At 63.4% G+C, this 22,911-nt stretch carries 21 protein-coding genes; 10 read left to right on the top strand and 11 right to left on the bottom strand.

Annotated elements, in window-relative coordinates:
• Window positions 1–261: 261 nt before the first annotated feature.
• The 6 genes from drmB to AAH991_RS24840 form a co-directional block, all read right to left on the bottom strand.
• Window positions 262–2,001, bottom strand: a complete 1,740-nt coding sequence (drmB, locus tag AAH991_RS24815; RefSeq protein WP_346228303.1) for a DrmB family protein — start codon at window positions 1,999–2,001, stop codon at window positions 262–264.
• A complete protein-coding gene (locus AAH991_RS24820) occupies window positions 1,998–5,156 on the bottom strand; it encodes a helicase-related protein (protein WP_346228304.1) in 3,159 nt (1,052 codons plus the stop codon). Before AAH991_RS24820 ends, drmB begins: the two co-directional genes overlap by 4 nt.
• Window positions 5,153–6,955 (bottom strand): UvrD-helicase domain-containing protein, encoded by a 1,803-nt coding sequence (locus tag AAH991_RS24825; protein ID WP_346228305.1) that lies wholly within the window; start codon window positions 6,953–6,955, stop codon window positions 5,153–5,155. Before AAH991_RS24825 ends, AAH991_RS24820 begins: the two co-directional genes overlap by 4 nt.
• A complete protein-coding gene (locus tag AAH991_RS24830; protein ID WP_346228306.1) occupies window positions 6,952–11,667 on the bottom strand; it encodes a DEAD/DEAH box helicase in 4,716 nt (1,571 codons plus the stop codon). Before AAH991_RS24830 ends, AAH991_RS24825 begins: the two co-directional genes overlap by 4 nt.
• An 86-nt stretch (window positions 11,668–11,753) precedes the next feature.
• Window positions 11,754–12,371, bottom strand: a complete 618-nt coding sequence (locus AAH991_RS24835) for a KpnI family restriction enzyme N-terminal domain-containing protein (RefSeq protein WP_346228307.1) — start codon at window positions 12,369–12,371, stop codon at window positions 11,754–11,756.
• A gap of 986 nt (window positions 12,372–13,357) precedes the next feature.
• Entirely contained in the window at window positions 13,358–14,440 is a 1,083-nt protein-coding gene (locus AAH991_RS24840; RefSeq protein WP_428834018.1) for a DNA cytosine methyltransferase, read from the bottom strand.
• 263 nt (window positions 14,441–14,703) lie between these two features.
• Here AAH991_RS24840 and AAH991_RS24845 point away from each other — a divergent pair, with 263 nt between their 5' ends.
• Complete coding sequence (locus tag AAH991_RS24845; RefSeq protein ID WP_428834020.1) at window positions 14,704–15,090, top strand: very short patch repair endonuclease; 387 nt, start codon at window positions 14,704–14,706, stop codon at window positions 15,088–15,090.
• Window positions 15,091–15,147: 57 nt separating this feature from the next.
• Here AAH991_RS24845 and AAH991_RS24850 read toward each other — a convergent pair whose 3' ends face one another.
• Both AAH991_RS24850 and AAH991_RS24855 read right to left on the bottom strand, forming a co-directional pair.
• Entirely contained in the window at window positions 15,148–15,456 is a 309-nt protein-coding gene (locus AAH991_RS24850; RefSeq protein ID WP_346228310.1) for a 4a-hydroxytetrahydrobiopterin dehydratase, read from the bottom strand.
• A 21-nt stretch (window positions 15,457–15,477) separates the two neighbouring features.
• Window positions 15,478–16,737: a helix-turn-helix domain-containing protein gene (locus AAH991_RS24855; RefSeq protein ID WP_346228311.1), complete on the bottom strand. Its 1,260-nt coding sequence runs from the start codon at window positions 16,735–16,737 to the stop codon at window positions 15,478–15,480.
• Between the two features lie 156 nt (window positions 16,738–16,893).
• On the opposite strand from AAH991_RS24855, the gene AAH991_RS24860 reads away from it, so the two are divergent.
• The 7 genes from AAH991_RS24860 (at window position 16,894) to AAH991_RS24890 (ending at window position 18,984) form a co-directional block, all read left to right on the top strand.
• Window positions 16,894–17,103 (top strand): hypothetical protein, encoded by a 210-nt coding sequence (locus AAH991_RS24860; protein WP_346228312.1) that lies wholly within the window; start codon window positions 16,894–16,896, stop codon window positions 17,101–17,103.
• Window positions 17,104–17,161: 58 nt separating this feature from the next.
• Window positions 17,162–17,380 carry a hypothetical protein gene (locus AAH991_RS24865; RefSeq protein WP_346228313.1) on the top strand — a complete coding sequence of 73 codons (219 nt, stop codon included), beginning with the start codon at window positions 17,162–17,164 and terminating at the stop codon, window positions 17,378–17,380.
• 69 nt (window positions 17,381–17,449) lie between these two features.
• Window positions 17,450–17,662 carry a DUF397 domain-containing protein gene (locus tag AAH991_RS24870; RefSeq protein WP_346228314.1) on the top strand — a complete coding sequence of 71 codons (213 nt, stop codon included), beginning with the start codon at window positions 17,450–17,452 and terminating at the stop codon, window positions 17,660–17,662.
• Window positions 17,663–17,723: 61 nt separating this feature from the next.
• Window positions 17,724–18,143 carry a hypothetical protein gene (locus AAH991_RS24875; protein ID WP_346228315.1) on the top strand — a complete coding sequence of 140 codons (420 nt, stop codon included), beginning with the start codon at window positions 17,724–17,726 and terminating at the stop codon, window positions 18,141–18,143.
• A gap of 15 nt (window positions 18,144–18,158) precedes the next feature.
• Complete coding sequence (locus AAH991_RS24880) at window positions 18,159–18,443, top strand: hypothetical protein (RefSeq protein ID WP_346228316.1); 285 nt, start codon at window positions 18,159–18,161, stop codon at window positions 18,441–18,443.
• A gap of 61 nt (window positions 18,444–18,504) precedes the next feature.
• Window positions 18,505–18,789: a putative quinol monooxygenase gene (locus AAH991_RS24885; protein ID WP_346228317.1), complete on the top strand. Its 285-nt coding sequence runs from the start codon at window positions 18,505–18,507 to the stop codon at window positions 18,787–18,789.
• Between the two features lie 33 nt (window positions 18,790–18,822).
• Window positions 18,823–18,984 carry a hypothetical protein gene (locus tag AAH991_RS24890; RefSeq protein WP_346228318.1) on the top strand — a complete coding sequence of 54 codons (162 nt, stop codon included), beginning with the start codon at window positions 18,823–18,825 and terminating at the stop codon, window positions 18,982–18,984.
• Window positions 18,985–19,032: 48 nt separating this feature from the next.
• Here AAH991_RS24890 and AAH991_RS24895 read toward each other — a convergent pair whose 3' ends face one another.
• Window positions 19,033–19,788: an SDR family NAD(P)-dependent oxidoreductase gene (locus AAH991_RS24895; RefSeq protein WP_346228319.1), complete on the bottom strand. Its 756-nt coding sequence runs from the start codon at window positions 19,786–19,788 to the stop codon at window positions 19,033–19,035.
• A 136-nt stretch (window positions 19,789–19,924) separates the two neighbouring features.
• On the opposite strand from AAH991_RS24895, the gene AAH991_RS24900 reads away from it, so the two are divergent.
• Both AAH991_RS24900 and AAH991_RS24905 read left to right on the top strand, forming a co-directional pair.
• On the top strand, window positions 19,925–20,785 hold the full coding sequence (locus tag AAH991_RS24900; protein ID WP_346228320.1) for a helix-turn-helix domain-containing protein: 861 nt from the start codon (window positions 19,925–19,927) through the stop codon (window positions 20,783–20,785).
• Window positions 20,786–20,830: 45 nt separating this feature from the next.
• Window positions 20,831–21,355, top strand: a complete 525-nt coding sequence (locus AAH991_RS24905; protein ID WP_346228321.1) for a GNAT family N-acetyltransferase — start codon at window positions 20,831–20,833, stop codon at window positions 21,353–21,355.
• Here AAH991_RS24905 and AAH991_RS24910 read toward each other — a convergent pair.
• Both AAH991_RS24910 and AAH991_RS24915 read right to left on the bottom strand, forming a co-directional pair.
• The gene (locus AAH991_RS24910) at window positions 21,345–22,172 is read right to left on the bottom strand and encodes an alpha/beta fold hydrolase (protein WP_346228322.1); all 828 of its coding nucleotides are present in this window, start codon (window positions 22,170–22,172) and stop codon (window positions 21,345–21,347) included. The genes AAH991_RS24905 and AAH991_RS24910 overlap by 11 nt on opposite strands.
• Window positions 22,173–22,181: 9 nt before the next feature.
• On the bottom strand, window positions 22,182–22,745 hold the full coding sequence (locus tag AAH991_RS24915; protein ID WP_346228323.1) for a GNAT family N-acetyltransferase: 564 nt from the start codon (window positions 22,743–22,745) through the stop codon (window positions 22,182–22,184).
• Window positions 22,746–22,911: the final 166 nt, after the last annotated feature.

A 22,911-nucleotide genomic window follows, 5' to 3' on the forward strand; every position in this document is an offset into this window, starting at 1 on the left:
CCTGCCCCAGCGCAGCAGGAACTCGCGCTGTGCAGGACGATCTGTTAGCTAGAGAGGCTCTCCACAACTACTGCAAGTGAATTCGCCGTCCTCATAGATCATTTCACAACAGTACTTTACGCCACCTCCATCTTCATCGCCCCAGTCGGGGCATACATGCGAAACCATAAGGCACTTCCTTTGACATGGACTGGCAGCACTTTGGTCATCGCGTGCTGTTAAGCGGCATCCCCGATCAAAAGCCTTTAGCCGCTACTAGCTTCATACCTCTGCAAAAAAGCCCAAAGCTGGATTATCTCGTACCCCAACCAGAAGGGCACGATCAAGAAGGGCGTTGAACTCCTCACAACTGGTCTCAGGAAGCAGTACGCACGAATGACAAGCCGCACGATTCAAGTTATCGGTGCCGCTACTGTCTGACTCAATGCACAGGGGATCCGCCGAGCACCACGAGGTCCTTTCGAGTGCAGTACGGATGGAAGTTGCAAGCCTACCCGATTCCACTTGCGCAACAATCCCACCGAGACTGCCGGCCGAGTCGCTAGTGGCCGTATAGATAAGGAACCCCGACATCTCATCCGATACGTAGAGGCGCTCACGCAAGGAGGCAGCAGGGTAGCCGGAGTCGAGACTCCACTCGTTGATGACTGCATGAGTAAGAGTGTGAATCATAACCAGGCGAGGCGTGATCTCGCGATCCGGCGGTAGACCAAAGCGTGTGAATCGCTTTTGGTACGCTGCATCCATCGGCGCGACACGCGCCAGAACATCTGAACGTTTTTCCCATTCTACAAGCCGAGCGCCATCCAGGCGCAAGAAGACCCCTTCGCCGATGACTTCGATCGCCGGCAACCAGTCGGGACGACTCTCCGCCGCGTAGAGCGACGCCCGTTGACGCGGATTCGCGGAGCTGGGGGCAGCCAGACGACTGAATCCCCGAAGCACCCGAACCTCCCTCAACCGCTTCACCCTCATGACCTGATCGATAGCCAATTCCGTACCGACCGAATCGTCGTACCATGGTACGCAGACAAAGTCCTGCTTCTCGGGCTTTTCCTCAGTGGTCCTGTTAAGTGCCTGGTACTCCTCGGATTTCAAGGCCTCCTCGGAGGTGTCCGTGTGACCTGCCTCGTCCTGACGGCGCCTCTCTACGGCCTGAATAATCTGCTCAACGCTGTACATGCGATTCGCCAGTTCAAGCTCTTCGATGCGATCGCGAAGGTCAGCAGCCCTCCTAAGCGAGTTCCAGTTACGCTCCACAAGCTTCTGAACGCCTTCTGACCACGGAGGGATGGACAGTGCGGAGCGGACGTCGGAAAACCAGACCCCTGACGCACCTCGCTGCATCGCTCGTGGAAGCTCCTGGCATTCCTCCTGCGGAACGTCGCCCAGCCATGGGCGCCTGCCCGTGCATGAACTGATCCCACTCAAAGCACCCTTGCTAAGGGCGCCCTCCATCGTGACTGGGCGGACGCCACAGGCGCATGAGATTTCGATGTCCCCGAGCGATGCACTGCGTCCCGACGCTTTCAGTTTCAGCTCATGCTTGAGCCCATCGCTAGCAGACGAACCACCGCCCTTGTGCAACCAGCGATAGTAGGGAAAGTCGTCGATATGACCAGCGGCGCAGCACACGACGAACCTGGATGGTACTAGCTCACGAATACATTTCTGGCACTTCGCCGGACTGCGCGTAGCGCCGAAGAACCGAGCCTGGGCGAGCCGATTACAGCTCGGGCAGGACAGAATCTCCGGGAACCGGACGACCGGGATGTCACCGTACTTTTCGCTGTCGGACGCTGGAGGGAGGCGGAACCTCTTGACTCCAAGTTCCCTCTCAAGCCGTCGTTCGTGGATGATTTGATCGTAGGGACCGAGCTCAGGCCAGAGGTCGAGTCCGGCGACCATGAAAGACTCGCTGCCGACCGCGATCAAGGAGCCGACCCCATAGGTAGTGATGAGTTGGGCGCGGCGTACGCCCCCGATGGGCTTCCCCTTCACCGTGTTCCCCTGTTCAGGTAGAGGGTGGACTCAACGTCCACATCCCGCAGACTCCAGAGGGTCTCGAAGGAATAAGCCAGCTGATCGTCTGACTCGTCCCACCGGCCGGCATCCACGAGGAGCCCGGGCTGCCGGTAGGTGCCGTACTTCAGTTCCGGGTCCGCCTCCGCCGCCTCTCGCCACCGTGCAATGATCTCGTCGATCTGTTTGGCCGTCATGTCGCGCTCGGTTTGCCCGGCAGTCCTCTCCACGCGAGCCAGAATCTGATCGCAGTGCTTCCGCAGGTCTTCCTCAAACTCGGCAATAAGCGCGGCCGCCTCTTTGGGACGCGCCATGGGAATCAGTAGGCGCGCCAAGCTGACGACGACCGCGTGCAGGCCACGGTCACGGGCGCGGGCGGAGAACGGCGTCACGCTTGTCGCTTCAACCTGGCGATACAGGGCTGAGTGGTAGGCGGTGAAGTTCTCGTAGTGCGAGCGGTCCCTAGATCTGGCTGCGTTGAACAGAGTAACCACCAGGCCTGGCCACTTTCGTCCGACACGGCTGGTGGCCTGGATGTATTCCGAGGTGGACTGAGGCTGGCCCATCATGACCATCAAGCCCAGCCGATCGACGTCGACCCCCACGGAGATCATATTCGTGGCGAGGATCACACCGAGAGCGTCAGGTAGGGGGGTGGCCATGTCCTGGAGGTGGCCCGGTATAGCACTTGACGGCTCCCGACTGGTCAGCTCGATATCACGGCCGATGTCACGTCGCCTCTGATGTAACCCCACACTCAACAGATCGAGGCGGTCATTGACGTCGTCCTGAATCTGAAGCTTGGCGCCACCGAGGACCCGCAGACTGTTGAAGTATCCGAGGAGCGTCCAATACGCATCTCGAACTGCGTCGTCCCCTTCTATCGCCTGGGCATGGTGAAGAAGCGCGGCGTAGGTCCGTACCATCAAACTGGCTTGGCTGGTCGCCGGCGCCATGAGGCCCACATACAGCCTGCTCGCCTTCCGGGACGGCGCCGTCTCGACCGAGAAATAGGAGTCACGAGCGTCGAGTCCAGGCGGTGGAAACTGCGCAACCTGGCGATCGAACAGCGCACGTCCCTGGTGCACCGCACGGCGGATGGTGGCCGTCGACGCTACCACCTTCGGGCGACAGCCGACGACGTCGATTGCCGTCTCGTAGAGGCCGGCCAGAGTGCCCAAAGGACCGGAAATGAGGTGCAGCTCGTCTTGGATGATCAATTCAGGAGGAGGCTCGGCACTGAAGTGATTGAAGAGGTGCCCAATCTCCGGTTTCCAAGGCAGCCCGGCAAACTTGTCCGCCGTCGCGATGATCAGTGTGGGCCGGGCAGCGTAGATGACCTCGTCTACCACATGGATCGGAAGGCCGTCAGCAAAGTCACAACCCGACGTACCACAGGCAATGACCAGACGGTCGTCCGAAACCTTGTAGTTGTAGTGATCGAGGGCAGTCCCACACCAGCTGCAGGATCGAAGCTGGACAGGGTTCTCTTCCTGCACCACTTCATTCTTCGCCAGCTTTCGAAGCGACCGTCCCGCTTCGTCCAGAGTATTTGGAGTGGAACCGCGACCCACCCACATACCGATGGAAATCTCACTCCACCCCAGGCGGTCAGTTCGATCCCGACGGAGCCGCTCCATACAACACATGAGGAGAGCCGCACGTTCGAACTGCTGAACCGTGAGCAGGCGGAGCGTATAGCGCATGAGAACAGTAACGCCACCACCGTGTTTCGGATCACGCAGTCGCCTCAGGAACGTCGAGAAAGCGATCAGGCCCAGGTAAGCCTCCGTCTTGCCACCACCCGTGGGAAACCACAGCACGTCGGCGATGTCACGATCGGCGGACTCCCGCTCAGCCAGACCACGCAGCGACAGGAGAATGAAGGCTATCTGAAAAGGCCGCCATACGCCTTCTTTATCGTTAGGAGACGCACTCTTCCGTGCAGATGACCTCAGCCACTCCGTCCGAGATCGCTGCATGGCCATCGCTTGATTGGCGAGACGAAATGCCTCCATAGGGATCGGGTCTGCAGTGTCTGCGAGAAGTTCGATCCCCCTCTCCATGCGATCGCAAGCTGCGTTGCACCTGTCCAAGTGCTCCCTAGCGGTCTTACGGAGGCTCTCGGTGGCGATGCCTTCAGCCTGAGCGGCCCTTAACCTGATCCACTGCCGATAGCCGGCCGTGAGCGCCTTCAAGGCGGAAACAACCTCGGCATCAGATGACGTTGCCAGATGATGCATTCCAAGTCGGCGAACGTCGATGGTTGGGTTGGAGTCAGCCAGCCGAAGATCGTGTTTCGGAACGAAGGTCGTGCGTATCCAGCCGGTCGAAGTAACCGAATTCATATCATTGATTGCAACTTCGGAAGGTTGCCATTCCACAGCGCATCCGTGGCCTGTAGCGAACGTCGGCGCATACTGGTAGAGAAGTCGGTAGGAGTTGAGTTCCTCGTCCGCATCGGTCGCCAATCCTGTTGATGGGCGTTCCACGAAAGGAGCAGAACCGTCGGCCCCTCTGACTGTGATTCGAGGTTGAAAGAAGGCCATAACATCTCGGTCAGCGGTTTTCGCCGCCGATCGATGCTTGTTCACAAGCGCCAATGTGACGGCCGCAACCATTTTGGAATCCGCAGGCCTCACACGAACGAACAGTTCCAGATGGTCCGCAAGTGGTATCTGGTCCTCAAACGCGGCCGAGACCCTGATTATTTGAGGCGCGATCGAGAGGGGCTCACGCCGCCAGGAACCCTCTGCGAGAGTACCGGTGCGCCTACGACTCTCTTCAAGAGTCGTCTCGGGCACATAACGTGCGGCCTCCACATCGACGAGGATCCTGTCCGCTGCCTTGAGATCAACTGAGAAGGTCATTCCCATCGAGGAGGGGTACCGGATGTTGGCCATAGTGATGGCCGGGTCGGGCGCCTCGCCCGGGTGCTTGTTCTCTGGCTCCTCGTCCAAGGCATTGACGTCGGCTACCACGTCCTGGGACTGAGGAAAGAGGATACCGGCCGCGTACTTGGTGATCGGCGGGTCAGTGATCGTCTCGCTTAAGGAGCCGCTAGGTCCGATCAGGTCTTGTTCCAGCCTGGAAACCAGTTCCTGCCGAAACGCATAGTGCTTGTCGAAACTCACGCTTGCCCACCAGTCCAGTCAAAACGCCCCAATCCCCCGATTCGTGGCCAAAGCCATACACCCGACCAACCAAGGCCCGCGTTGAGGGCAGCCGCTTCCCGCCCGATAACAGTCTCCACATCGTCCACCCGAAGGTCCTCGATGGATGGAGGCAGCCGGCGGCCCTGGCCGGGAACAAGCGTCCAGAGCGCTCTGGCGAAAGAAGCGGTGGTCACACCGATTCGTTGGCCCTCATGCTCCACGATGTATTGGGGAGCCTCTTCAGAGGCGCGTTCAGGCGCCGCAACGAACCTGACCAGATCACCGCTCCGCACCCTGGTGGCCAGATAGTTCTGGATCTCTCGGGGATCCTGTACATAGCCGACCGTACCTGCAGGTTCCTCCGCATTCACGTCCTCTGGACGGATTTCCATGCCCAGATATCGCCCAGGTTTGAAACCCAGTTCCGCCCACCGGCCGTCATTTTGCCGTTTGAGATAACCAGCGGATAGTTTGCCGACCGGTTTCACATACATCAGCAGGTCCCTGGGGCGAGTCATCGCCACATACATCAGGCGTGCACGCTCGGCCTGCTCTACAGGGTCGTCGTCTGGTGCGTCACCTGGATCAACGAGAACGACCTGATCGAACTCAAGGCCTTTAACCCGATGGATGGTCGAGACCACGAGTCGTTCTGGAGGCTGCTGAGGAAACTCCCCGCCAAGCAACCACTTACGGACTGTCGTGAGGTCGAGCTTCTCCCCACGGCGATTCGGATCCATACGGCGTAGGATCTGCCAGCCTTCTTCCGCTTCCATGCCAGCCTTGCTGATCACCGCCAGAACATCGTCCTTGGTCGGCTGCTTGGAGTCGAGTTCGCGGAAGATCGCAGCAACCCACGACGGAATTGCCTGCTCCTGAGCGGAGCGTTGAAGCCGATGGGCCACGCCAAGCGCGTGAAGCCGCCGTGAGACCAGGAGAACCTGATCGTTTGACCGGCAAAGCACCGCGGTCGGCACCACCACTCGCGACAGCACCTGTGCGGCCTGGTCCAGCGTACCGAGGGAATCGCCTTCCAGAAGCGCGGTCCGCAGCCCTCGTTGGATGGTGGCGAAGGGGGCGTCGACCGCACCCAGCGCGTCGCCGAACGAGAGCGCTACCTCGGCCTCTGGCTCGCGGGCACGGAAGTTGCCGCGGAGAGAAATCTCCTCAAGCTCGGTTCCAAAGCTACTGCGCACGTACTGATACAGCCGAGCCGCCCCGGTCAAGCGCTCCTGTGGATCGTCGAGTTGGAAGCCGTATATGCCTTGGGCTGGATCACCCAACAGGGTGAAGCCGTCAAGATCGGTCTCGAGAAGCGCCTGCACGAGCTGTGCTCGAACGCCAACCAGATCCTGGACTTCGTCCACTACCAGGTGCCTAACTTCACCTATCTGCTCTGCTCCCTCCGGATTCTCCTTGATCAGCCGAGTCGCCTCGCGGATGCGTTGATCGAAGCTCAGGCGTTGCCAAGGGCCATCCGGTTTGAGCTCTGATAAGAGCCAGGTCGCATAGGAGTCAAATGTTCGAACTTCGACCTGGGCGGCAGCACTGTCGAGCGCAACGAGCCTCTTCCTTATCTCGCGGACCGCTGCCCGGGAGAAGCTCAGGACCAGAAGTTCTGATGGTTCCAGCCCTTCCTCGTCGATGAGGTACGCAAGACGGTGAATGAGCGAAAAGGTCTTGCCGCTACCTGCAGGAGCCGTCACCAGGAGACGAGCATAAGCCGGCTCCTCGATCAGCCGCTGCTGCGCCTCCGTCCAGTGCGCAGAATCGATCATTGGGTCTTCCACAGGTATTCGAATTGGCGGAACGCCAGCTCCTCGCCATACTGCGCGATGTTGTCAGCGACGTTGATGATCAGGCACTCATCCTTGCCCCCGTTCAGAGGTCCACGTAGCCCTCGTCCGATCATCTGCTGATACACATTGGGGCTGTAGGTGGGGCGGGCTACAATCACCGCTCGTGTCGCAGGCGCGTCGAAGCCTTGGGAGAGGACGTTGTAGTTGGTGAGGACTCGAATACCCCGATTCTTGAACTGATCGATGACATATCGCCGCTGGCCAAGGTCGGTGTCGCCTGACACCGCGGCGGCAGTGACCCCCCTGCGGTTGAGAAGAGCCGCCATGGCCTGGGCATGGTTGACCGAAGTGGCGAAGAGCAGGATCTGCCAGTCATCCGGCAGGGCAAGAATCTTGTCGATCAAAATTTTGTTGCGGGCACTGTCAAGGCCCAGTCGCTCCTCCGCCGTAGGAGGAAGGCGACGCAGTTGTTGCAGCGTGTCGCGCTCCCGAGCAGTGAGGTCGAGCGTCGCGCCTGGCAGCTCCTCATGCCTGACGCGAGCCAACACGCCGAGCTCCTGTAAGGTCCGGTACGGCTGAGGGCCCAGGATCTCGGTGCCGTCCCGATTGTGATCGAGCCGGTTCCTCCCGTAGCGAGCAACCAAACGTTCGGTCTCTACTGTGTTCGCTCCGCGGAAGGGCGTCGCGCTCAATCCGATGAGCGGGCAGCGGGATCGGTGCGGAGTCAGTCCCAGAGCAGCAAGCACCTGCGTGTAACGAGGACTGATTGACGTGTGAGCCTCATCGACGATCACGGCCTGAGTTCGTCGTAACCATGCGTATTCATCGGCCTCGATTATCTTCTCTAGCTTGGCGTCGGTCGCGACCACGAGATGATAGCCCTCCACGACGGGGTCAGCCTCGTTCGTGCTCCATAGCCTGCTGATCGTTAGCTGCTGTGCTGGGCCGATGTGGCGCCAAATTGACTGCCAGTTCTGCACGGCCTGCTCACACAACTCCTCTGTCTGAGCCACCCAGAGGACTGGAACCGAGATAACCTCAGGTGGAAGCGTCCGTAGCCGTCGGATGAGAGCCTCGACGGCCACCCGCGTCTTGCCTGCCCCTGTGGGGAGACTAACCATTCCTCGTTGCGCCGGCCGGCTCTGTAGCACCTCCAAGATCCGTCCGACCATGAGTTCTTGGTACTCGTGGAGGGGTGGGAAATCCGCAGGACCCTGAACAGTCAGCAAGGGCTCAAGCCCTGGCTGCCGGAACCCGGCATATTCCGCAGGAAATCCAAGATCGGAAACAAACGCCTTGGCCTGATGACTGCCAGCCATCTGGACTGGCACTGGGAAGCCCTTTTCCTCCAACTCCTGGCGGAACTCACGCAGCACACCGGGGCCGTAAACGGCCATCGCTAGTTCGGCAATTCCCCGATCGTCAATCGGTCCTTCCTCGGACTCGACAGCATCGATCAGGCCATACGGCAGTCGTTCACGGAGCACGTCACCACCGAGCATGGTCACCAGCTTGTCTCGTAGATCCGGCATTTGCCGGACCTTGACAATCTGCTGGTCTCGCTGGACGTCCTTACGGTGCCGAAGCACCTCTCGGCAACGCTCTTCCGACAGCCCGAGTCGGAGTAGGTGGTTCAACTCCCTCAGCAGGGCCAGATCGTCCCCGCGATCGTGCCAGTAGATGGTGTCTTCACGACGGCCGATTTCTACCGGTTCCGAGGTCTGGCCGGACGGGGTACGGACGAGCTGGTCCAACTCGTCGCACCGCACGAGGGCGAGACCTCGCAGAGGACGCCCGGGCTCGAACTTGAGCTGAGGAAACACGTCTTCAAGGGGAGTCGGCTCACCCTGGCGGGTCGCGCGCAACTCGGTGATGTAGACCTCGTCAAAGGTTTTCATCCCCCACGCGTCTACGAGCACTGCGACATCGTCTGACTGCGGGACCAGGATCGCGGCGATGCCACCGGCTTGCAGACGCCGGTACTGCACGGGATCCGCAGTGGCGACCACTTCCCCCGGAGGAGAGGACACCCACTCAGAGCCCTGCTGGCAGCGAATTTTAGGAGGCGCGCTCAATTGCGTCGCCGCAACCGCGTAGAAGCTGCCCAGCTCTATGTGGTTCTCACTTGCAAGTGCGTCTTGCAAGAGGGAGAACCACAGAGCCCCCTTGATGGCCTCCAACGTGTTGGGCAGTCCCAGAGCACGAGCTAGACCTGGATCGACGTCGGCGACCGGTAGCACGCGAGCGTACTCCTCCAAGGCCGGGCCTACGCAGTCGGCAACGCGGCGAATTCCCATCGAGGTGGTCAGTCTGCCGTTTTGTTCAATGACCCATACCAATGGCGACGGTATGGACAGCGGGGCTTCATTCGAGCGAGTCAGCGCGTAGACGGTCCAGGTCGTCACCAATCCTTCAGAAGGGAGCTGCTGGATGTAACGAGCACGCGCACCGGGTGTTAGGCCGTACAACAGGCCCAAATGGCCGGCGGGATGGGGACCTGTAACTACGATCTTACCGGTCTGAGGCCTGCGGACATCTGGCGGCAGAGCCTTGTAGTACCGCTCAATCATGCTCGACCGGTAGTCGTCGTACCAGGAGGCGGAGGATGGATCCACGCCGGCGCTGGGGCTGTCGGACATGCCGAGGAGGCGGAGCATCCTCATGTCATCGTGATGGAAGTCCTCATCAACCACGAAGTCACCGTCGTCGGGACTTCCGGTAGGAATCACGGCGCCGGGAAGAAGGACCTGGCTCAGCCGCTTGTATGTCCCAGAGCGGTTGCGGACTTTGAGTTGTGTGCTCACGCCTTGGCTCGTGAGGTGTTCCACTGCCCGCTCCGCCCCGGTCTGCCGTGCGAGTAGCCAGAAGCGATCCCAGTCGGCGTTCCGGTAGGAGACAAACCCTCCGGAGACGGCAGCAGCGAAGCGCCCGAAGGCGTCGGCCTCACGAATGCCGAGAATGTCGAGGAATCGAGATGTCGCGGAGTCGTTCTCCAACTCGGAGTCGACGTACACAGTGACTTCACTGGACGGGTCCATGGAGGTGCGTCTGAACACGCGGTCCCCCTGTGGGGGAACCATTTCTCCCTTTGCCGTCCTGAGAATGGCCGACTCCCGTGCCTGTTCCGCGTACGGATGTCCCTCTGCGACCATCTCCGCCACGATGGACAGTGCGACGGCCGAGGCCGCGGCGGTTCCGTCGGAGACCAGTGCCTCCAGCCACTCCTGGACGCCACTCACGCTGCCACCGGCCGACTCGATCAACGAGTCGGCGCGGGCTCGGCGGGTCGCGGTGCTCTCAACGGTGGGATGGCACCAGTTGGTTGGACGACCGGGGTAGCCAGCCCATCTCTCGACCCAGGTCTTCCAACGTCTGTCATCTGACGCTGTGCCCCGAGGGTGGATCTTGATCGCGCTCGGACGCTGAAATCTACCCAGCTGATCAGGCAGCGAGGGGTTTCGTGTGGCCTCCTCGTGGACGCAATTGGTAAGCATCGCGTCTGCCCAGTTCCGCGTCTCTCGTCCACGTGCCGTCATGAGCGACAGAGGCCGCGCCGGGTCTTCCGGGGTAGAAAGCGCGGGAAGCGAGGCCACAACGAGGCGAGCGGCCTCTCTCATCAAAGCTTCATTGAAGCGGTTTCCTTCAAGAAGATGTTGGCGATCCTCGTTGGTCTTCCACGCGGCGTTCAATACTCCGCGGAGGGTGGTCGCATACGTAGTGGGGAAGAATGCCCAGAACTCCCCCAGTTCCCGTTCCCGAGACCCGGAAGACGGAACTGCCCACGCTATGGGCACTTCGATGCGGTTACGATACTCACCGGCATCGGCCCAGGCTTCGTCAGAGGGCTGAAAACTGCTCTCGAAAACCGTCCACTCTTCGGATACGTACTCGCCATCACTCTCACGAACTCTCAGCGACCGACGGTAGCCTTCACCGCTAACGGTGATCTCCCTGACTTTGGAAGCCTGTCTGTTCTCCAGGACCACCTGACCGGCATGTGGGGAAAAGACGGCAAAGACCGCAGGAAAGAGTTCGAGGTCCTCAGCAAGGCGAGTAGCGTGGTCACGCGTCGCCAGCGGAAGCTTGATCACCGTCGAGGCCCAGGTCATTAGTTCGTCAAGCGTCTTATCAGCGGTGCGCTCCTCCTCAGCATCGAGAAGGTGAGCGATGCGGAGCACGGGAGTGGGGCCCGTTCCCGGAACACGTTCCCGGATACGCTGCGCAGACAGCTTGGCGGACCAACCGAAGGACCCGCTACGGCTGAAGAACTGAGGCTGATCGGAGACGCTCAATACAGACTTGAAACCGAGGCCGAATCTTCCGATCTCCGCACCCTTCTTACGCGACAGGTGCGAGGCCAGGATCGTTCCAACTCCGGATGGGGTGATCGGCCTACCGCGGTTCGCGCAGTAAAGCGTGTCCGCTGTCAGGACAACATGAATGAGCCCGCTGGGCGTTTCCCGGAGCTCGTCGGCACCGTTCTGAATCAGCTCGTACAGCTGCCGGTGGCCGTAGCCACCCTCCTTCACGGAGCGCTCGATGTTCGCGTGCTCCTCAATCAGAGCAGGGTTTGCCTTGTACGACTGGAGGCAGGCTTCTGACTGTCGGAGGACGACCTGCGAGACAGGGCTGTCCGCGCCGGCCCAGTCGGAGGAGCCGGCCGCGAACTTGTCACCGTCTGGATCGACCACTGAGACTCGCTCTCCTTGCCAATGCACACTCGTTGGCCTAGGACCCTACGCCAACCGCGAGGGCAGACAAAAGCGTAGGACTCGACCTAAGCCTCAAGATTCACGAGCCGATAGTGACCAGGCGGGACATCGGGGTCGTCGTCATGCGACTGAATGTGCCACCCTCCCTGGTCAATGAGCTCCCGGACCTCCTGCCGCCACGTGGGTGTCTTGGCGACACGTTCGAGCTGTTGCGGGCTTGCCGGCCAAGGGCTGATGTGAAGGAGATACTCAATCAGTCGCTCTGCAGGGCTTCCACCGCCGATCGACTCGATGGTTTCCTCGCTTGAAGCGACGGCTTCGTCCAGCTGGGACACGTTGAGGCGGTAGGGGGCGCCGGCGCCTGCTCCCAGGGTTTCGATGTCCCAGCCGACCTCGCGAAGTTCCCTGATGCGTCGCGCCCACGCACGAATCGCCGCGACCCCCTCCAGTTGCTGCGGCGATAGAGCTTCCCCCGGGTGATTACGGAAGTAGAGAAGAAGTGCCGTTCGAGCGCCGCCAAGTAGGTCTTGACGTACCTCGGCTAATGCCTCCCTGGACTCGGCGAGATGAGTCCCGACTCTGGCTGCTGTCTCCAACCACTCCTGCGGCTTCAACTCCTCCTGAGCAGCCTGCACAATGGCGAGAGCGTCCTTGAGTGACTTTTCGAGCCGCGCGAGTTCCACACGCTGTCGTCCGTGAGTGTTTCCGCCTGACACTGCCATGATTCACTTAGCCCTTAAGTCCGAGACGGCTAGCGGATTCCCCAGCCTCTGAGGAGTTTCTACTCGGGTCGCGGCACGCTTACGGAGAGCCAGGTGACTTATCGTCCAGAAACATGGCTCGTTGTCGTGGCGTCACGCAATCCAGTTAGGCGGTCCGGCCTTCAGGCTTCTAGCTCATCCGGGCAGAACATTTAGTGCTCTCGAGGAACACCTGCTCTGCAGACTAGATGGTCATCGCAAGAGATGTCAAGACATGGTAATTCGGACGCCACTCACGATCGGCCGCATGGGGCAAAGATGCACAAAATGGGCATGCGACCCCCAACAACCGATTTAAGGGTGCTGTATGCCACAAGGTGTATCTAGGGCGTATTTCGCGAACACCACTTGTGCCCACCCTCCAGGTAGGTCATTCTGCTGAACGTATCCACGGCGTCGCGGGGGTGGCTGTGGATGATGTGAGTAATGCCATTGGAGGAAAGGGGCACCTTGGAGCACTACTTGGTCGGGCGTGAGCCGAAAGTGGCGTGCTACAAGAACCTCGACACCCAATGGCAAAATACTGTCCGTCTCCGAGATCCAGCGAGAAGGGTGTGGTGTAGAGCCATGATGACTCCGTGCCGGGGAGTTTGAAACGCCGAGTCGGCGCAGCGCGTAAGGCTATTCAACCTACTGTGGGAGTCGCGGGGTACTCCCTGACGTCCCTCTTATCAGGCGCACCGCCATCCATATGGGCACTTCTTGTTGTCGGCCTGGCGTGCGCGATTCCCGAGACCGTCGAGAAGATTTCCTACTTACTGCTGGGGGCCATGGTCATCAGGAGGTTCCCCAAGAAAAGCGATGCCAAGGATTACATCGCGATGTTTCGCGAGCTCTTCAAGCCATCACGAGGCGACTAGGGGAGCGTTCACAACTCCGACAAAATCCCCTGATATCTCCCGAATCGACTACGGGCGTCCGGAGGAAAAAGCCAGGTCATATACAAATTGGGCAAGCTTCTGGCCAAGTAAGGGTGGCACCGCGTTGCCGATCTGACGGGCAACCTCGATCTTCGAGCCCACGAACACGAAGTCGTCCGGAAAAGACTGGATCCTCGCGGCTTCGCGGTGAGTGATGGGGCGATCATGAACGGGGTGCAGGTAGCGCCCTTTTTCCGGCTTGTAGAACTCGGTCCGAATCGTCACACTGGGACGATCCCACCACAGCCGCCCCATGACGTCAGTTGTTCCCGTCGCCTTATCAGCCCAGCAACGAGGCTCCAGGTCTGGCCGATTTCGTCTGAGATCGAAGCGATTTCCGCCAGGAGGGATCGCACGGTATCGCTCTAGGGATTTCTGTGTCGGAGTCCGGCGGATATGGAGGTCCTGCCGGCCGGACTCATCGACCGTTATTTCTGTTCGCTCGGGATAGTCGGGTAGATCTGCAATAGTGGCGCTTAGAGATACATAAGGTGTGTTATTAGGCGAGTTCGGGCCGTGGGTCGGTTCTGGAGGCCAGGGAACCTCCTCGACGTCGCGTACGGCGACGAAGATTCCCCGCCTCCTGTTCTGCGGGACCCCATAATCAGCCGCGTTGAGGACTCCGTATCCGAACTTGTAGTCCTTGAGTTCCTTATCCGTCTCCATGAGCTGCAGCAGACGCGCGAACTGAGCCGACTTTTGAAACTCCGGTACATTCTCGATCACAAACGCCTTTGGCCTTACTAACCGTACGGCTCTCAAGTACTGCTGCCACAGCTCGTTAAGCACGGCTCGGCTGGCGTCGTCCCGATCACGCCCAAGCGGGCTGAATCCCTGACAGGGAGGGCCTCCGATGATCACGTCGGCCTTGGGGTAGTCCTCGTCGGAGACCTTCTCGATAGGCCCGTCGTAGACCGGGCACCCGAAGTTCTGCTTGAAGGTTCTTGCCGCAGCTGGATCTATCTCGACCGCGAACACGGTCTGGTAGCCGAGTCTGGCCTGCTTGAACCCTTGAGCAAGCCCCCCTGCGCCTGCGAACAGGTCGATCACCGTGATCGCCTCAGTCGTCAACGCCACCCTCCCCGCGAATCAAGCCCCTCGTAACTATAGGGGCGCTCGTTGCCCCCGCTGTCGGTTGATGCTCCGAAGCCCGCGAGCGAGCACGCGAGCTTAGAGGTGCTGGAGACACAGTCTCCACGGCTCTCTAGCAAAAATCGAGCGTTCGTTCGTACATCTGCGGCCTTGAGATGCCCCGAGGCGCCCCGCCGCTCTAACGTTGCCTCGTGGGCAGAGAGACCGAGTCGTGGGCGTCGAGCGAGGCCGTTCGCAAGAGCATGCGGTCGAACAAGGGGCGTGACACCAAGCCTGAGCTGTCTCTTCGTCGCGCCGTTCACGCCCTTGGCCTCCGGTACCGCGTAGGCATCCGTCCGGTGAAGTCGGTCCGGCGGACGGCCGACATCGTCTTCACGAAGGCCAAAGTTGCCGTCTTCCTGGACGGATGCTTCTGGCACGGTTGTCCTCTTCACCACACCGTCGCCGTTACTAACGCCGGCTTCTGGGCCGAGAAGGTTCGTCGCACCCGTGAGAGGGATGCGGAGACCGACCAGTTGTTGAAGGAGGCTGGCTGGCGTGTCCTCCGCGTTTGGGAACACGAGGATCCGGCGGACGCCGCCAAGCGAGTGGCGATCCTGCTTGGAAAAGCGGTCGAGCGTCCCTCATAGGCGAAGCGCCTCCTGGAGGTCCCTGCCAACCTACTCTTCGTTCTCGACGCTGATAGATCAGGTCGCTTCGGCACCGTGGCCTGCGGCGATCGTGTCGATATGGCGGGCGAGTTCGAAGTCCTTGGCGGTCAAGCGGTTGCCGGCGTCGTGGGTGGTGATGACGAAGCGGATTCGCTGCCAGGTGATGTGAATGTCGGGGTGGTGGCCGACTTCCCTGGCCTTCGCCGCGACGTACATGGCCAGGTGGACGCACTCGTGGTACGTGTGCTTGAACGTCCGGGCGATGCTGTCACCCTGGCGTTCCCATCCTGGTAGCTCGCTCAGGTAGGCGCCGATCTCCTCTTCTGACAGCAACTGAGGGGTCATCCGTGTCTCCATGTCGGTAGGTCAGGCGAACCGGCCGACGATATCGGCCAGTTCGCGGCCGGAGGCAGTGCCAGCCCAGGCGGTCGCGTGACGCGGAATGGCCTTCAGCTCTTTGCGTAGCCTCACCGATCCAGTGACTTCCACGGAAGAAGCGGCGACAGACGCGATCTCGACGACGCGTTCCGGTTCTGGCACGGCTGCCAGAGCGGCGGCCTGACGTGCCCAGAACACTCCGTTGTCGCGGCGCGCTGATTCCGGCGCTACGCCGAGAATGCCGTCCCACAGGGCGACAGCCTCTCGATAGGCGCCCAAACGCATGTAGGCGGTCGCTCGTTGGACGTCGATATAGCGGAGAGTTCGACGGCAGGCGTTTCCCCAGGGATATTCGTCGTCAACGCGGTCCACGAGTACGGCCGCCTGATCCAGCAGTCGGTCGACCAGGTCCTTCTCCGCCGTTGGCAGCATCGAGTGTCCGAGTGCCTGATGGACCAGAGCGAGCACCCGTACTTTCGGGCATAGCTTGCTCTCGTCGGCCAATGCGGCCTCCGCATAGTCCACAACCATGCGCCCGTCATCCAGATCGAGAGCGAGCATGGCCTTGTTCGTGAGGGCGTAGCTGATGAGCTGCGGGTCGTGCGAACGGTGGGCCATGTCGAGAGCGACGGCCCGCCAGGCTCGGGAGCGGCCGACGTCACCGGCGTCCTGGTAGAGCCAACCCAGCAGCGCCGCGTACGCGACGCCGGCGCCCAGGAGACCGCGACGTACGGGCGCATCCGCGGCTTGGGCGAGTTCCTTGATGAGCTCTGCCTGCGTGGCGACTGTAGGAATGAGGTGGCGAGGACCCAGCCACATGTCCGCCTTGTAATGGCCTGGAAGCTGTTCGAGAAAGTACATGACGAGCTCCGGGGCTACAGGGGCCTGATGAGGGAGATGAGTGACGGCGCCGGTCCGGCTCATGTCCAGGATGTCGTCGCGCTGCCGGTACACACCGAGACCGTCGTCAGCTTCCCGAGTACTGCGTCCTCCAGCCTCGCCGAACAAGTCGACTTCGCCAAGCCCGAAGGCTCGGGCGTACAGGACGCGGTAGGGGTCGCCGGGGCGGTTGTGGCCGGCCTCGTACGCCTTGATGCGGCGGATCATGGTCTCGCGCGAGGGCAGGCGGGGACGGATGTCCTCGTCGGCGGCCTCAACCAGGCGGCGGGCCATCTCACGCTGGCTCCACAACCGGTTGCGCCGCTCGGCGCGCAGTCGTACGGCCCATGCGGGTAGGTCGTCGCTCATCGCCTGCACCTCTGCTCGGATCCGGGGGTGATCCCTGGGCGCCCTCAGTTTCCCTCATCCGCACCTGTGCCGGGAAGGTTACTCAGCGCTGTCATAGCAGGTAGCACCGAACGGGGTCCGGCACAGGACCCCCGATCAGGAATCGAGGCCCGAGCTGTGACAGACCGGAGAAGCACCACGCCGACCGAGGGCTGGCGGGTGATGACGAGTGATCGCGGACGGTTGTGGGCGACCCGCGAACGACCTTTCCTCGCGGCGGCCGAGGACGCGGGCGCCGCCCGGACCGTCGACGGCGACGACCTGCCCGAGCTCTGCCGGGTCATCGCCGAGCAGGAGAGCCTGGCCGCCCTTGCCTCGGCTCCCTGACGACTGTCCCGGGTTGCATGTGGCGCCGGAGCAGCCGGGGTGCATCGCGGTCCGGTGGATGTGCGAGACCAGGCGCACCGTCCGGGCCCGGATCGTGGCGCACACCTGCGACCACTGCGCGCCCCTGGCGTACGAACTGTGCGCGTCCGGCGGGCTGCTGTTCGTCCGCCGTACGGACCGGAGCGGCAGCGAACCGGAGATCAGGGAGACCGAACGTCTGCCGGACGCGCGGGCGCGCCGGTTGTGGCTGGACGTGCTGCTCGGCCGAGCACGATGAGGCCCGGCCCGATGAAGACGCCCGCACGGCGAACCCGTCGAGGCGGGACCACCAACAGGAAGGAACGCGATGGACCTGTACGACCACGACCTCGCCGGAGTGCGCTTCCGGCGGCTGTGCGGCGGCAACCAGCAGGAGGAGGACATGGAGTCCTGCGTCGAGCTGGCCCCGATTCCGGGCGAGGGCGACGCCTTCGCCCTGCGTGACAGCAAGAACCCGGATGCCGGGACTCTCCGGTTCACCGGTGCCGAGCTTCGCGCGGCCGGGCTGACCACACTGTAGGAGCACGGTGGTCCCTGCCCGGTGATAGCGGGCGGGGGCCACCCCCACTGTACGGAGCGTCATGCACCTGCACTGCTACGTGTGGAGCGGGATCGGGGCAGACCTGCGCAACGAGGCCGAGCGACGGCCGCCGCTGCCGCCCGCCGACCCCGGCCCGTTCACCGCTTCCCCACTGCCGCCGATGCGTACGTGCGACTGGCTGCTGAAGCCGGCCCGCCGGATCGACGCCTCTCCGGCCACGCTCGACGACGCGCTCGCCTGGCTGGCCGAGCACCACCGGACAACCCGGAGCGCCTTCCTCCGCCCGGCCGACGAGGCCCGGATCGGGCTGGACTTCCGGCTGGAGACCGCCCGCGAGGCCCTCCACAACGGCGTGGACGTGCAATGGGGCATCTGGCTGAGCGGCGGCCGGTTCCTCACCTGCGGCGTGGTCTGCTGCTCCCCCAACCGCCACGCCGCCTACCGCTGCCCCGCCTCCTGACCTCCTGCGGAAACCTTGCTCGTCGTCGACGGAACGATCAAACTGATCGACATGCCGCGAATGACATCGAAAATCATCGACATCCAGCGGTGGGACGCACGTCTTTTCCGGAATCCGTCCACGGATGGTGCTCAGCGCATGTGCAGCGCGCATGGCAAGAGCTCCTGTAACCGTCCGGCCGTCGCCTACGTCGCCCTTTCCGACGCGGGCACGGACCGCAAGGAGTGGGGTGCCTGCGACGAGTGGCTCGCCACGAACGAAGACGCGGTCGAGTATCTGAGGGCGCATCCCCTGGACTGAGAACGTCCAGCAGGCTGGCCATCGTGCCGGTTTTGTCGGTAACGGATCTTACGATGACGGCGTGATCATTATTGCTGGCTGGCTCGCTGTCGATCCGGATGCTCGGGATGCCTATCTGCAAACCTGTGTCGCTGTGGTCGAGCAGGCGCGCGCCGCGGCCGGGTGCCTCGATTTCGTGCTCAGCGCCGATCTCGTCGACGCCGGACGCGTCAACGTCCACGAACGGTGGGAGTCCGAGGAGGCTCTCCACGCCTTCCGCGGCTCCGGGCCGGACGAGGGACAATTGGCGATGATTCGCGACGCCGAAGTGCTTCGGTATGACATATCCGGGGTCGGCCCGGCCTGATCCGGCGATGAGTTCTCATAGTGCCGGAGCGTCATGAGCGACTCTGCGTCATTTCTGGCCTACGTCGCCGCCGTACCGTCCTTCGCGCCGGGGCGGGCGCATTGCTCCGCGATCAGGAGGGGCGGGTGCTGCTCGGCGGCGGACGCCGGCCGGACCGCTTACCTGAAGGACGGCGTCGTCCGCCTGCTCCCGTAGTCGTGATTCGGCCGGCGCGCAGCGAATAGAAGAGCTCCAAATCCGCGGTCAGGCTCCGCCGGTCACCTTGATCGCCTGTCCGGTGATGCCGGTGTTGGCCGCCGAGCCCATGTAGACGACGGCGTTCGCGACCTCGGCGGCGTCGAGCAGGCGGCCGATCGCCGCCAGCGCGCTGTAGTGCCCGCCGAATTGCTCGGCCATCTCGACGTTGGTCTCGGTCCTGGTGAAGCCGGGCATGACGACGTTGGACAGGATGTCTCCGGCCTTCCCGAGCCCGAACGCGGCGGACCTGCTGAAACCGTGCAGTGCCGCCTTGGCCGCGCCGTAGTACTCCCCACCGGGCATGCCGTCGGCCGCGATGCTCGACGAGATGTGCACCATCCGGCCCCATCCACGCTCCCGCATGGACGGGACGACCGCGCGGCTGAGCCGCAGCGTGCCCTCGACGTTGGCCCGGATCGTCTTCTGCCACCTCTCGTCCGGCACGGCCTCGAAGGGGAGGTTCGGCTCCGGCTCGGTGGCGCCCCAATGCACGGCGTTGTTGACCAGCACGTCGATCCGGCCGGACCACTCCAGCACGGTCTCGACCAGACCGCGGGCCGATTCGTCGTCGTCCAGCGCGTACGGGGCGACGAGCGTGCGTCCGCCGATCTCCTTGGCGAGCAGTTCCGCGCCCGCCTGGGCCTGGTGATAGGTCAGCACCACGTCGGCCCCTTCGGCGGCGAACCCGCGGGCGATCTCGCGGCCGATGCCGCCGGAGGCCCCCGTCACGATGACCGTACGGCCGGTGAGTCCCAGATCCATGTCGACGCTCCTCAATAGGTGAAACCGTGAACAGGACCGAGGATCCGCCGGCAGGGACCACCGGAGGGAGGCCGGGCCGAGACTGGCCCTCGCAGGGCCACGATCGGCAACGAGGTCACTCGGTAGCCTGCGGATCGTGAGCGACAACACTCTGGGCGAGTTCCTCCGGGCCCGCCGCGAGGCCGTCACCCCTGCCGAGGTCGGGCTGCCCGGCGGCGGACGGCGGCGCACCCCCGGCCTTCGCCGTTCCGAGCTGGCCACGCTCGCCGGGATCAGCGTCGAATACCTCACCCGGCTGGAGCAGGGGCGTGACCGTCATCCCTCCGTACCGGTGCTTGCCGCCCTCGCCGACGCGTTGCGCCTGTCCACCGACGAGCGCCTCCATCTGCTCCACCATCTCAAGGCGGCCGACGGCGCCGGCCGGCTCGTCGGCCCGTGCCAGGGAGCGCCCACGCAGTCGGTCCGTCCCACCGTCCGGGCGCTGCTCGACCGGCTCGAACCGACCCCGGCGGTGGTGGTCAACCGGCTCGGTGACGTGCTCGCCCACACGGACGGCTACGAACGGCTCACCGGCCCCATCGGGTTGCTGGACCGCCGGCCGGCCAACCTGGTGCGCTACGTCTTCGCCGATCCCCGGGCGAGAGCCGCCTATCCCGAGTGGGACCGCGTCGCCGACGAGCGACTCGCCGGCCTGAAACTGGGCGTCTCCCGCGAGGACCCGCACATCGCGCATCTCGTCGACGAACTGACCCTCGCCGTCGGCGCCCCCTTCACCGACCGGCTGACGTCCCCGCCCGGCCCGTCCCGGCGTACCGGCGTCGAACGGCTGGCGCATCCGGATGCGGGTGAGCTACGCCTGTCCTACGAGACCCTCGGCCTGTCCGGCGACGACAGCCAGCTCCTGATCGCCTATCTCCCCGCGGACGACGTCACCGCCGCCAGGCTGGACCGCCTCACCGGCCGCCACCCCGGCTCCCTTCGCGCGGTCACCGGCTGATGATCTCCGCGCTAGTGTCGAGGAGCATCGACGGGAGGCGGCACGGTGAGCGCACGTGAGGTACGGCTGCGGCCGGTGACAGAGGACGACCTCGGCATGTTCCGGCGGTTCGTCACCGAGCCGGGATTGATCGGCCTCGACTGGGCGGGGTTCCGCGACGCTCAGGCCCCGGCGCGGCGCTACGCCAAGGACGGCTTCCTGGGCGAGGACGACAGCAGACTCATCGTCGAGGCGGACGGCACGGCCGCGGGCCTGGTGAGCTGGTCGGCGCGGGGGTTCGGCGTCTCCCGATACTGGGAGACAGGGATCGCCCTGCTTCCGGACTGGCGTGGCCGCGGCATCGGCTGGCGCGCTCAGGCGATGCTGTGCGACTACCTGTTCACCCACACTCCGGTCGAGCGCGTCCAGGCGATCACGCATCCGGAGAACGTCGCGGAGCAGAAGTCGCTGGAGAAGGCCGGCTTCACGTTCGAGGGCGTCTTGCGCGCGGTGGAGTTCCTCCGCGGTCAGTGGCGCGACGGCTGGATGTACAGCAGGCTGCGCAGCGATCCGTACCCGCTCAATCCGTGAGCCGACCACCGTGACCCCGCTCGTCCACCCGGTCGAGCCATTCGGTGACGAGGGCGGTGAACAGCGCGGGCTGCTCGTGCGGCAGCGCGTGACCGGCGCGGTCCAGGACGGCGTACGTGGCGCGCGGATACCGCTCCACCAGCTCCCACGGGCCGGCGTACCCGGCTGTGGAGTCCTGGCGCCCGGCGAGGATCAGCGTCGGGCCCGCGTACGGCGGCGCGTCCGGGGGCACGTCGCTCAGCCGCCATCGTTCGGACATCCGCCCGAGGCCGTCCGCGTCGACGAGGGGCAGGGCCGGAGCCACGTGTTCCCGGAATCGCCGCAACGTGTCCGGTGTCTGGATCACGAAGTAGTCCCGATACTGGTCCTGCTCGGCCGGGCTCAGGACACCGGTCACGTCGGCGGAGGCGTGCAGCACGGCATGTGCGGGCACGTCACGGGCCTCCTCGCCGATGGGACAGATCATCGCCAGCCCCGCGACCTGCGCCGGACGCCGGGCGGCGACGCCCCGGGCCAGGTATCCGCCGAAGGAGTGGCCGGCGATCGCGAATTCCTCTTCACCCACCACGACGTCGATCAGGCCGAGTAACAACTCGAGGACGTCGTCGGAGCCACGAAACCAGTCCGGCACCGGAGTGCGCCCCATTCCGGGCAGGTCCGGATAGACGCGCCGATAACCGGGCCGTTCGCGGAACACCGGCTCCAGGGCGCCGAGCATCTCCCGGTGGTCGACGCCCGCGCCGTGCAGCGCCACCACGGGGAATCCGCTTCCGTGCTCGGCGTAATGCACCGCCACGCCGCCGGCCTCTGCCTCCATGGCGACAACCTAACGGGAGGCGAGCCACTGCTCGCGGGTGATCGCGTACTCGACCTCGCCGAGGTCGCTGCCGGGGAGCGGTTCTTCCCAGTCCGCATGGAACGTACGGACATACCGCATGCCGATCGCGGTCATCGTCGCGCGGGAGGCGGCGTTGACCGCCATGGTCTCGGCGAAGACGCGGGTCAGTCCGAGGTCTTCGAATCCGTGGCGGAGGAGCTCGCGGGCGCCCTCGCCGGCCAGGCCCTGACGCCAGAAGCGCCGCAGGAGCCGGTAGCCGAGCTCGGCCTGTCCTTCGACCGGGCCCTGGTCGGCACGCGTGGGCGGTTCCAGGAGCCACCAGCCGACGAACCGCCCGTCCACGAAACCGGCCCAGAAGCCGAGCCCCGGCACCTGCTCCGCCGCGGCGAGCCGCCGCCGGTGGAACTCCTCGACCTCCTCACGGGTACGCGCCCGGCCGGTGAGGTAACGCATGACCTCGGGGTCGGCGTCCAGCTCGATTTCGTGTTCGAGGTGCTCGTCGGACAGCGGAACGAGCTTGATGCGGTCGGTGCGCAGTTTGGCCTGGGACATGGGACGCATTCTCGCCCTCGCACCGCTCGCCGGTCATTCGCTTTTCCCGGCGGCGCCGCCGGGCGATATTCCGAATTAGCCGATTCCGACGTGATCACAGAATCATCCCGGGTGGGAAACGCGCGCGATCGGGTTCCGCGCTCTATCGCATGATGACCTGTCGGCC

The organism is Microbispora sp. ZYX-F-249, from assembly GCF_039649665.1.
GTDB classification, from domain to species: domain Bacteria; phylum Actinomycetota; class Actinomycetes; order Streptosporangiales; family Streptosporangiaceae; genus Microbispora; species Microbispora maris.